The following is a 7,168-nucleotide window of genomic DNA, read 5'->3' as shown; positions in this document are numbered from 1 at the left end:
GGGCGGCGCGCGGGAACCCGCCGAGGAAGGGCTCCGGTCACGGAGCCATTACTGCGTCCCGGCACGGCTGCGCCGATCACGCGACGCGCATAGACTCCCGCTCGGCGGCGCACGGGACGCCGGCGACCACCGGGGGTGGCCAGTGCTGCGAGTGGAATTCAGCAGCGGGGAGCTGTCCCGGCTGCGCGTCGCGCCGGGCGTCGACCCGCTGTGGGAGACCGCCCTCAGCCTGCATCTGCTCCAGAACCGACAGGCCGCGCTCGCCTTCGACCCGTGGCGGCGCGAGGCCCGTGCCGCCCTCGCCCGCGCCGGACTCGTCCCGGCGACCAAGGCGCTGATGAGGCTGTGCCCGCCCACCGGATACTTCCCCGACTTCCTGACGCCCGGGTGCGGCGACACGGACCTCGACACCGCCCTCGACCAAGTGCTCGCCACGCCCGGGCGACGACTGGCGGCCGAGCTCCTGCGGCTGTACGCCGACACCGGCCGCGCCGTCCCGCCCGGCATGCGGCCGCTCGCCGAGGGCAGGCCCGAAGCGCTGCGGCGGCTCGCCCGGGCACTGCGCGGCTACTACACCGCGGCCGTCGAGCCATATCTGTCCGTCATGCGCACGCAGGCCGCCGCCGACCGCGCCGCGCGAGCCGACGCCGCGCTCGTCCGCGGCGCCGAGGGGCTGCTCGCCGGGTACGACGAGCTTCCGGGATGGCGGTGCGAAAACGGGAAGCTCCGCGCCCCGTACCCCGTGGACCGGGAACTGCGCCTCCAAGGGCGGGCGTTGACGCTCGTACCGTCCTTCTTCTGCGTGCGCGCCCCGCTGGCCCTGGTCGACGAGGAACTGCCGCCGGTGCTGGTGCATCCGCTGTCGCCCGAGCCGCAGTGGCTCGCCAGGTCACGCCGTACCGACCCCGCGTCATCGGTCGCCCAGCTGATCGGCACGTCCCGTGCCCGGCTGCTGCGGCAACTGGACCGTCCGATGACCACCACGGGCATCGCCGCGGCGCTGGGGCTCGCCGCCTCGACCGCGAGCCGCCATGTCTCGGTCCTCCGCGACGCGGGCCTGCTCTCGTCCCGCCGCCACGGAGTCCGCGTACTGCACCGCAGGACCCGGCTCGGCGACGACCTGCTGGCGGGCGCACCGCGCTGAGGCGACGGGCGACGGGCCGCCGGCGGCGGACCCGGACGTCACCCGGCCGGGTGACGTCCCGCACCGCTGGTCGGCGCGGCCGGGGAGTGGGACATTGAAGGGGAAGCCGTGCCCGCCCGACGAGACCCGGGGAGGGCCCATGGGGCGTGACGTCCCGGCGCTCGTCTTCACCCGTGACGACCGCCGCCGGTACCGGGAGAAGATGCAGAGCTGCCTCGACACGTTCGCGCTGATGCTGCGCGAGGCGCGCTTCGAGTCCGAGCGCCCCCAGGTGGGTCTCGAGATCGAGCTCAACCTGGTGGACGAGGCCGGTGAGCCGGCCATGCGCAACACCGACGTCCTCGAGGCGATCGCCGACCCGGCCTGGTCGAGCGAGCTGGGCCGGTTCAACCTGGAGATCAACATCCCCCCGCGGACCCTCACGGCGGGCGGCCCCGACTCCTGGGAGCAAGAGATCCGCGACGCGCTCAACCACGCCGAGGAGCGGGCTTCCGAGGTCGGCGCCCACCTGGCCATGATCGGCATCCTGCCGACGCTGCGGCAGCGGGACGTGGGGGAGGCGGCGCTGTCGGAGAACCCGCGCTACCGGCTGCTGAACGAGCAGGTCTTCGCGGCACGGGGCGAGGACCTGCGGATCGCGGTGGACGGCGTCGACAGGCTGCGCACCTACGCGGACACCATCACACCGGAGGCCGCCTGCACGAGCACGCAGTTCCACCTCCAGGTCTCGCCGGGAGAGTTCGCCGCCTACTGGAACGCCGCGCAGGCCGTCGCCGGGGTGCAGGTCGCACTGGCGGCGAACTCGCCGTTCCTGTTCGGCAAGGAGCTGTGGCGGGAGACCCGTATCCCGCTGTTCGAGCAGGCCACCGACACCCGCCCGGAGGAGATCAAGGTGCAGGGGGTCCGGCCGCGGGTGTGGTTCGGCGAGCGGTGGATCACCAGCGTCTTCGACCTCTTCGAGGAGAACGTGCGCTACTTCCCCGCGCTGCTGCCCCTGTGCGACGAGGAGGATCCGCGCGCGACGCTCGACGGCGGCGACGTCCCCGAGCTGCCCGAGCTCACCCTGCACAACGGCACCATCTACCGCTGGAACCGTCCGATCTACGCCGTGGCCCACGGCAAGCCCCATCTGCGGGTCGAGAACCGGGTCCTGCCGGCCGGCCCCACCGTCGCCGACGTCCTCGCCAACGGAGCGTTCTACTACGGGCTGACCCGCGCGCTGGTCGACGAGGAACGGCCCGTGTGGTCCCGCATGTCGTTCCAGGCCGCGGAGGACAATCTGCACACGGCGGCCCGGTACGGCATCGACGCGGGCCTGTACTGGCCGGGGATGGGCGAGGTCCCCGCCGCCGAGCTGGTGCTGCGGCGGCTGCTGCCCATGGCCCACCGGGGGCTGGAGCTCTCCGGCATGGACGCGGCGTGGCGGGAGCCGCTGCTCGGCATCATCGAGCAGCGCTGTGTCACCGGCCGCAACGGCGCCGTGTGGCAGGCGGAGATGTACCACCACATCGACTCCACGTCCCGGGTCGACCACCATGAGGCGCTGCGGCTGATGACGCGGCAGTACCTCGACTACATGCATCTGAACGCGCCGGCACACACCTGGCCCGTGGAATGAACGACGGCGGTCCATGAAACGCCAGTCATCGGATGAGTCCGCTGCACCACTCTTCTCCCGCCGGGCTCGCGCCGCTACCATCGTCCGCATTGGGAGCGCTCCCACCTCCGTATACCACTCGTACCGCCACCCTCGGCGGTCCTGCTCGGAGAGGACGTTTCCGTGCGCAGAAGCGCCAGACCACTCGCTGCCTTACTGGCGGCGTTCGCCCTGACGGCCGGGCTGTTCACCGCCAGCAGCCCGGCCGCCGCACGCTCGGGCGAAGCCACCTCAGCCGCCGAACCATCCGATGTGTCGACGGCCGCGGACACCTACACCTGGAAGAACGTACGCATCGACGGCGGCGGCTTCGTGCCGGGCATCGTCTTCAACCGCTCCGAGAAGGACCTCGCGTACGCCCGCACCGACATCGGCGGCGCCTACCGCTGGAACGAGGCGGGCAAGGAGTGGACCCCGTTGCTCGACTGGGTCGACTGGGACCGATGGGGCTGGACCGGGGTCGTGAGCCTCGCCTCCGACACGGTGGACCCGGACAAGGTTTACGCCGCCGTGGGCACGTACACCAACAGCTGGGACCCCACCAACGGGGCCGTCCTGCGCTCCTCCGACCGGGGCGCCGGCTGGCAGGCCACCACCCTGCCCTTCAAGCTCGGCGGCAACATGCCCGGCCGCGGCATGGGCGAGCGGCTCGCGGTGGACCCCAACAAGAACTCGGTGCTCTACCTCGGCGCTCCCAGCGGCCACGGGCTCTGGCGGTCCACCGACTCGGGAGCGACCTGGTCGAAGGTGACCGCCTTCCCGAACCCCGGCAACTACGCCCAGGACCCCACCGACACCAGCGGCTACGCGAACGACAACCAGGGCGTCGTGTGGGTGACCTTCGACGAGCGCTCCGGCAGCGCGGGCAGCGCCACGCAGATCATCTACGTCGGAGTCGCCGACAAGGAGAACACCGTCTACCGCTCGACGGACGGCGGTGCCACCTGGTCGCGGATCCCCGGACAGCCGACGGGTTATCTGGCCCACAAGGGCGTCCTCGATTCCGCCACCGGCCATCTCCATCTGACCCTGAGCGACACCGGCGGCCCGTACGACGGGGCCAAGGGCCGCATCGCGCGCTACGACACGGCGACCGGCGAGTGGAAGGACACCAGCCCGACCGCCGAGGCCGACACCTACTCCGGCTTCAGCGGGCTGAGCGTCGACCGGCAGCGGCCCGGCACCCTGATGGCCACGGCCTACAGCTCCTGGTGGCCCGACACGCAGATCTTCCGTTCCACGGACAGCGGTGAGACCTGGACCAGGGCCTGGGACTACACCAGCTACCCCGACCGCTCCTTCCGCTACACGCAGGACATCTCGTCCGTGCCCTGGCTCTCCTGGGGCGCGACCCCCTCCCCTCCCGAGGTCACGCCCAAGCTGGGCTGGATGACGGAGGCCCTGGAGATCGACCCGTTCGACTCGGACCGGATGATGTACGGCACGGGAGCCACGATCTACGGCACGGAGAACCTGCGGACCTGGGACTCCGGCGGACGGATCACCATCACGCCCATGGTGAAGGGGCTCGAGGAGACGGCCGTCAACGACCTGGTGAGCCCGCCGTCGGGCGCGCCGCTGCTGAGCGCCCTCGGTGACATCGGCGGCTTCCGGCACACCGACCTCGACGCCGTGCCGCCTCTGATGTTCACCTCCCCGAACCTCTCGTCGACCACGAGCCTGGACTTCGCGGAGGCGGCGCCCGCCACGGTCGTACGGGTCGGAAACGCCGACGCCGCCCCGCACATCGGCTTCTCCACGGACAACGGGGCCAACTGGTTCCAGGCCTCGCAGCCTGCCGGCGTGACGGGCGGAGGAACGGTCGCCGCCGCCGCGGACGGCAGAGGCTTCGTCTGGAGCCCGGACGGCACCGGCGTGCACCACACCACCGGGTACGGCAGCTCGTGGAAGGCGTCCACCGGGATCCCCGCCGGCGCGACGGTGGAGTCGGACCGTAGGAACCCGAAGAAGTTCTACGGGTACAAGGCCGGCACCTTCTACGTGTCGCAGGACGGCGGCGCCACGTTCACCGCGAGGGCCTCGAGCGGTCTGCCGCAGGAGGGCAACGTCCGCTTCAAGGCCGTGCCCGGCGTGGAGGGCGACGTGTGGCTCGCGGGCGGCACGGCCTCAGGGACGTACGGACTGTGGCACTCGACCGACTCGGGCGTGACCTTCCGGAAGGTCGAGGGGGGCGAGCAGGCGGACGCCGTGGGCTTCGGCAAGGCGGCTCCCGGCGCCTCGTACCAGACGATCTTCGTCAGCGCGAAGATCGGCGGGGTGCGCGGCATCTTCCGGTCCACGAACGGCGGCGCCGACTGGACGCGGATCAACGACGACGCGCACCAGTGGGGCTGGACCGGCGCCTCGATCACCGGCGACCCGCGGGTCTACGGGCGGGTGTATGTGTCGACCAACGGGCGTGGCATCCAGTACGGCGAGTCGTCGGACGGTGGCGGCACCGACCCCGGTCCGGGGCCCGACCCCGACCCGGACCCGCCGGGCAACGCGCGATGCTCGGTCGCCTACAAGATCACCAACCAGTGGTCCGGCGGCTTCCAGGCCGATGTCACGCTGACCAATTCGGGCAGCGCCGCCCTGGACGGCTGGCAGCTGCGGTGGAGCTTCCCCGACGGGCAGACGGTCGGCCAGATGTGGAACGCCGCCCACCGCCAGAGCGGCGCCGAGGTGACGGCCGAGAACGTCTCCTGGAACGGCAAGGTGGCCGCGGGCGCGTCGGTGTCCTTCGGATTCACCGGCAGCTGGTCGGGCCGCAACACCGCTCCGGCCTCCTTCACCTCGGGCGGTGAGACCTGCGCCACAGGGGGCTGAGGACGCGAGGTCCGGGTCCCGGCCGGCGGATGTGGCGGCAGGGACCCGTGGCCGATCGGCCCCTTCTGGAGGGCGCGTTCGGCAGCGGATGTCCTATATGGCTTGTTTTACCGTCTTGCTCGTTAAGTCTAATTAGGCATTATTGTTGCGAGTTGGCGTTCTTGCGACGCTATGGCGGTCGGGGACGGTTGCACAGGGAGCCCGTGATGTCGGTCACCCGGCCGGTCACCGTGGCGAGGATGCCGGAAGAGGTGCTTCCCTTTCCCGGTAAGGGCTTTGAGTTCTTTGACGCGGAACTGACAAATTGAAAATCCGCGCGAGGAAGCCCCATTCGGATTGTGATGTGGAATTCGGCACTTGTTTCCCGGGGACGCTCTCGCTTACGGTCACCGTCAATCCGGGTGGACCGCCGAATCCTGCCGCCGTCCGGAATCCGCAACCGCACTCACTTCACGTACGGCAGGAGCGGGGGAACCAGGTAAGTCGCCGTACCGGAATCCGGAACGGCTCGGGGTTAAGCCGCATTCACCTGCGGCCGGGCATCTCCAGCCCGAACCCGACAGCTCACCTCGCAGGCGACGGAGAGGAATTCGCCATGCCCGCAAAGGGTAAGCACCGTCGTCCCAAGTCCCGTTCGCTGACCCGTGGATTCGTCGCAGCCGGCACGGGCGGCGCCGCGCTCGCCCTGCCGCTCATCGGCGGCACCGCTGCTCAGGCGGCACCCGCGGCGGCGCCCGCCGCGGTGGAGCGGACCGTCGCTCCCGCCACGACCTTCGCCGCGGCCGCGCAGGCCGTCGCGCAGAAGGCCGGCACCGTCACGTATTCCGTGGTCGCCGGTGACTCGCTTTACAAGATCGCCGAAGAGCATTCCCTGAACGGCGGCTGGAAGCAGCTCTACAAGGACAACCGGAAGGCCGTCGGAGCGGACCCGGCGCTGATTCACCCCGGTCTCCAGCTGACGATCGGCGCCAAGGCCGAGGCCGAGGCCGAGCCGAAGGCGAAGCCGCAGGCCAAGGAGAAGGCCGCTCCGAAGGCCACGGAAGAGGCCGAGACGTCCGAGCGCGCCGCCGACACCGCCCGCGCGGACCGCTCCGAGCGCACGAGCGCCCCGGCGGTCCAGGCCGCCGCGGCCCCCGCGAAGCCGGCCTACGCCAACAACCTCGACGGCTGGATCCGCGAGTCGCTGGACATCATGGCCCAGCACGGCATCCCGGGAAGCTACGAAGGCATCCACCGCAACATCATGCGTGAGTCCTCCGGCAACCCGCTGGCCATCAACAACTGGGACATCAACGCCGTCAACGGCACGCCCTCCAAGGGCCTGCTCCAGGTCATCCAGCCCACCTTCGACGCCTACCACGTCGAGGGCACGTCCTTCGACCTGTACGACCCGGTCGCCAACATCACCGCCGCGTGCAACTACGCCGCCGACCGGTACGGCTCGATCGACAACGTGAACGGCCCCTACTGACGGGACCCGCGCGGCGGCCGACCGGCCGCCCAGACCTGACGGGCCGGTGCCCGGGACGCCCCACGGC

4 protein-coding genes and 1 riboswitch are annotated in these 7,168 nt (G+C 71.1%); all 4 genes read left to right on the top strand.

All coding sequences use genetic code 11. The features are described from left to right. The first annotated feature begins 151 nt into the window (after positions 1-151). The 4 genes from ACWGH4_RS27430 (at position 152) to ACWGH4_RS27415 (ending at position 7,101) form a co-directional block, all read left to right on the top strand. Entirely contained in the window at positions 152-1,144 is a 993-nt protein-coding gene (locus ACWGH4_RS27430) for an ArsR/SmtB family transcription factor (protein ID WP_453465672.1), read from the top strand. Between the two features lie 139 nt (positions 1,145-1,283). Further along, positions 1,284-2,762: a glutamate--cysteine ligase gene (locus tag ACWGH4_RS27425; RefSeq protein ID WP_441264764.1), complete on the top strand. Its 1,479-nt coding sequence runs from the start codon at positions 1,284-1,286 to the stop codon at positions 2,760-2,762. 162 nt (positions 2,763-2,924) lie between these two features. After that, positions 2,925-5,630 (top strand): cellulose binding domain-containing protein, encoded by a 2,706-nt coding sequence (locus tag ACWGH4_RS27420; RefSeq protein WP_453465669.1) that lies wholly within the window; start codon positions 2,925-2,927, stop codon positions 5,628-5,630. Between the two features lie 432 nt (positions 5,631-6,062). Beyond that, positions 6,063-6,223, top strand: a riboswitch (cyclic di-AMP (ydaO/yuaA leader). Between the two features lie 2 nt (positions 6,224-6,225). Beyond that, on the top strand, positions 6,226-7,101 hold the full coding sequence (locus tag ACWGH4_RS27415; RefSeq protein WP_453465667.1) for a transglycosylase SLT domain-containing protein: 876 nt from the start codon (positions 6,226-6,228) through the stop codon (positions 7,099-7,101). Positions 7,102-7,168: the final 67 nt, after the last annotated feature.

The organism is Streptomyces sp. NPDC054847 (assembly GCF_053610925.1).
The sequence above is the reverse complement of the archived record's forward strand: the minus strand, read 5'-3'. Positions and strand labels throughout refer to the sequence as shown.

Coding starts and splice junctions, on each gene's coding strand:
- ACWGH4_RS27425 (WP_441264764.1), top strand. CDS start 1,284: ATGGGGCGTGACGTCCCGGCGCTCGTCTTCACCCGTGACGACCGCCGC.
- ACWGH4_RS27415 (WP_453465667.1), top strand. CDS start 6,226: ATGCCCGCAAAGGGTAAGCACCGTCGTCCCAAGTCCCGTTCGCTGACC.